At 68.7% G+C, this 3,028-nt stretch carries 2 protein-coding genes; both read right to left on the bottom strand.

What is annotated here, in order from left to right; translation table 11 throughout:
• Nucleotides 1-2,595: alanine--tRNA ligase (gene alaS, locus GA0115259_RS35465; protein ID WP_093604485.1), on the bottom strand; the 2,595-nt coding region annotated here is incomplete at its 3' end.
• Nucleotides 2,595-2,948, bottom strand: a complete 354-nt coding sequence (locus GA0115259_RS35460; protein WP_093604483.1) for a hypothetical protein — start codon at nucleotides 2,946-2,948, stop codon at nucleotides 2,595-2,597. The genes alaS and GA0115259_RS35460, both read right to left, overlap by 1 nt.
• Nucleotides 2,949-3,028 lie beyond the last annotated feature (80 nt).

Here is a 3,028-nt window from a genome sequence, read left to right as displayed (position 1 = left end):
CTTGCCGCCACCGCCGCCGCCGAGCGTCTTGGCGGCGGTACGGACCAGGTCACCGGCCTTGAGACCACGTCGGCGAGCGGCCTCGTTGGTGGCGATGACCGTCAGCGGACGCCCGTTGGCCGTGGTGAACAGGGCCACGACGGCCGGCCGGTCGGCGGCCCCGGACTGCTGGTCCAGCCGGCCGCGGACATCGAGGACCAGCTTGCGCAGATCGTCGGCCGAGGTGCCGTCCGGGACCTGTCCGGTGACCAGAGCCGTGCCGCGTACGTCAATGGCACTCGCGGCCAGCCCGGCGGCGGCGGCGAGAACCTTCTCGGCGCGGAACTTCTCGATCTCCTTCTCGGCGTCCTTGAGCTTGGCGAGCATCCCGGAGATCTTCTCGGGCAGTTCCTCCGAGCGGCCCTTGACCAGCTCCTGGAGCTGGGCGACGACGGTGTGCTCCTTGGCCAGGAAGCTGTACGCGTCGACACCGACCAGGGCCTCGATACGCCGTACGCCCGAGCCGATCGAGGACTCGCCGAGCAGCTTCACCAGACCGAGCTGGGCCGTGTTGCGGACATGCGTACCGCCGCAGAGCTCCTTGGAGAAGTCGCCGATGGTGACCACCCGGACCCGCTCGCCGTACTTCTCGCCGAACTCGGCGATGGCGCCCTGCTTCCTGGCCTCGTCGATGCCCATCACCTCGGCGTGGACATCCAGCTCCCGGGCGAGGACCTCATTGATCTTCTGCTCGACATCGAGCAGGACCGTGCCGGGTACGGCGGCGGGCGAACCGAAGTCGAAGCGGAAGCGGCCCGGCGAGTTCTCGGAACCGGCCTGGGCGGCCGTCGGGCCGAGGGCGTCGCGCAGCGCCTGGTGTGTGAGGTGGGTGGCGCTGTGGGCACGGGCGATGGCGCGGCGGCGGTTCAGATCGATGGCGGCATAGGCGGAGGCGCCCACCGTCACCTCGCCGACCTGCACGGATCCCTTGTGCACGGAGACTCCGGGCACCGGCTGCTGGACATCGCGCACCTGCACGACCGCACCGGTGTCGAGCCTGATCCGGCCCTGGTCGGCGAGCTGGCCGCCGCCCTCGGCGTAGAAGGGCGTGCGGTCGAGGACGATCTCGACCTCGTCGCCCTCGGTGGCGGCGGGCGAGGGCACACCGTCGACCAGCAGTCCGACGATCGTGGACTCGCCCTCGGTGGCGGTGTAGCCGGTGAACTCGGTGGTGCCGCTGTCGTCGGCGACCGAGCGGTACGCGGAGAGATCGGCGTGGCCGGACTTCTTGGCCTTGGCGTCGGCCTTGGCCCGGTCGCGCTGCTCCTTCATCAGCCGGCGGAAACCGTCCTCGTCCACGGACAGGCCCTGCTCGGCGGCCATCTCCAGGGTGAGGTCGATCGGGAAGCCCCAGGTGTCATGGAGCAGAAAGGCCTTGTCGCCGGAGAGGATCGCGCCGCCCGCGGCCTTGGTCTCGGTGACGGCCGTGTCGAGGATGTTCGTACCGCCCTTGAGGGCCTTGAGGAAGGCGGCCTCCTCGGCGACGGCCACGGTCTCGATACGCCGGCGGTCGGTCTCCAGCTCCGGGTACTGCTGTCCCATCGTCTTGATCACGACATCGGCGAGATCGGCGACGACCGGTTCCGTGGCGCCGAGCAGACGCATATTGCGGATGGCACGGCGCATGATGCGGCGCAGCACATAGCCGCGTCCCTCGTTGCCCGGTGTGACTCCGTCACCGATGAGCATCACGGAGGTACGGATATGGTCGGCCACCACACGCAGCGCGACATCGGTGGTGTGGTCGGAGCCGTACCGCACTCCGGTGAGCTCGGTGGCCTTGTCCATGACCACCCGCAGGGTGTCGGTCTCGTACATGTTCTGTACGTCCTGAAGGATCATGGCGAGACGTTCGAGGCCGAGACCCGTGTCGATGTTCTTGGACGGCAGGTCGCCGAGGATCTCGAAGTCCTCCTTCGAGGTGCCCTCGCCGCGCTCGTACTGCATGAAGACCAGGTTCCAGATCTCCACATACCGCTCGTCGTTGACGGCCGGGCCGCCCTCGATGCCGAACTCGGGGCCTCGGTCGTAGTTGATCTCCGAGCAGGGACCGCAGGGCCCGGGGACGCCCATCGACCAGAAGTTGTCCTTCTTGCCCAGCCGCTGGATGCGCTCGGCCGGTACGCCGATCTTCTCCCGCCAGATCTGCTCGGCCTCGTCGTCGTCCAGATAGACGGTGATCCACAGCCGCTCGGGATCGAGCCCGTATCCACCGTCGGCCACGGGAGTGGTGAGCAGCTCCCAGGCGTAGGTGATGGCGCCTTCCTTGAAGTAGTCGCCGAAGGAGAAGTTGCCGCACATCTGGAAGAAGGTGCCGTGCCGGGTGGTCTTGCCGACCTCTTCGATGTCCGGCGTACGGACACACTTCTGGACGCTGGTGGCGCGCGGCGCGGGCGGCTTGACCTCGCCGAGGAAATACGGCTTGAAGGGCACCATGCCGGCCGGGACCAGCAGCAGAGTCGGGTCGTCCGCGATGAGCGACGCCGAAGGCACGACGGTGTGCCCGCGCTCCTCGAAGAAGCTCAGCCAGCGGCGGCGGATTTCGGCCGACTCCATCAGTGGTCCTCATTCCGGTTGTGCGGGTTGTAGGAGTGTGTGGTTCCGGTACGGTGCGTGGTCCCGGTGCGTTCGGTGTGTTCGATGGCGGCCAGCCGCCGGGGAGCGGGAAGCGCGCGGTCGACCGGCGCCTCCAGGCCCAGTGCCTCGCCCAGCTCGGCTTCGCGCCGCGCCATGCCCGCTCTCACGTCAACAGCGAATTCCCTCACCTTGTGCCCGGCGTCGATCGCCTTGTTCGCCGCCTGGGCGGCGAGGCTCTCCGGAGTGAGCTGCCTGAGCTTGCGGTGGACCTTGGTGGTGGCCCAGACGCCGGCTGCGGCGCCCGCGGTGAACCAGAACGTACGGCGGAGCATCGCTGCGTCAACCCTTCTTGTTCCTGCGCCGGGCGGACGGGAGCGTACGGCCGACGACCACCCTGCGGCGGTCGGCCGCC

The sequence above is a fragment of the Streptomyces sp. MnatMP-M17 genome, assembly GCF_900091995.1.
GTDB lineage: Bacteria > Actinomycetota > Actinomycetes > Streptomycetales > Streptomycetaceae > Streptomyces.
Note: the sequence above shows the minus strand (reverse complement) of the source record. Positions and strands in the feature narration are given on the sequence as shown.

What these genes read in the sequence shown, in the direction of transcription:
- GA0115259_RS35460 (WP_093604483.1), bottom strand. Translation starts at nt 2,948, where the DNA reads ATGCTCCGCCGTACGTTCTGGTTCACCGCGGGCGCCGCAGCCGGCGTC.